Raw genomic sequence first — 753 nt, 5'->3', positions numbered from 1 at the left:
TCGCGATAATGCCAATCACAGCGACGCCCAAACAGCCCAGACCGCCAATCAGCCAACACGACGCGCGCCCAGCGGCGCGATTAGCGTAAAGTTGACTCCTCATGGTGTGTTCTCCCCTCAAGATTGTACCTAAGGCTACCTGCGAGCAAGCAAATGCGCCTCACTCAGTAGGGGGCGTTTGAACCGCCTTAGCAAACGCCTCCAGCGTGGGCGATTCCATCGCCAGTATCGCTAACTTGTCCAGAACCTCCTGCGATTGAAGCTGCTCAAGGGTCGGCTCCAGTTGCTGTGCGGAGTCGCCGAACCGTTGCCGCAGGATCTGCATAGCGGCTTTGACGATGCCTTGCTGAATGCCTTGCTGAATGCCTTGCTGAATGCCCTTACGCGCGCCCTCCTCGATGGACAATTCTTCGAGGCTCGTGAGCGGCCACTCACGTCCTTCCTCAAACTTACGCACCACCTGCTTCACCAGATGCTCATAATCCTGCGATAAGGTCATCATGTAGTCCACCACCTTGTAGAGATGAATTACCTGCTCTTGAGTATACCCTCTCTCCAGCAGGGCACGGATAAGCGCAATCTTTTCGCGCATGATTAAATCGGGCTTGCCTCGCGTCTTGAGCGCGCGCAGATGCGCCAAAATCACCAACGCGAAAGGATTCTCGGACTGCTCCAGCTCGGTCTCGTCAAAATCCAGCAGCTTGACGGTTGAGAACTCGAACTGCAGGCGCGTGCCCACAGTTGCACACTCAA

1 protein-coding gene is annotated in these 753 nt (G+C 55.9%); it reads right to left on the bottom strand.

Annotation, left to right across the window (positions count from 1 at the left end; genetic code table 11):
- Positions 1–160: 160 nt before the first annotated feature.
- Positions 161–753: hypothetical protein (locus tag NZ772_19445; GenBank protein ID MCS6815731.1), on the bottom strand; the 593-nt coding region annotated here is incomplete at its 5' end.

The organism is Cyanobacteriota bacterium (assembly GCA_025054735.1).
In the GTDB taxonomy this organism is placed as follows: Bacteria; Cyanobacteriota; Cyanobacteriia; order SKYG9; family SKYG9; genus SKYG9.
The sequence above is the reverse complement of the archived record's forward strand: the minus strand, read 5'-3'. Positions and strand labels throughout refer to the sequence as shown.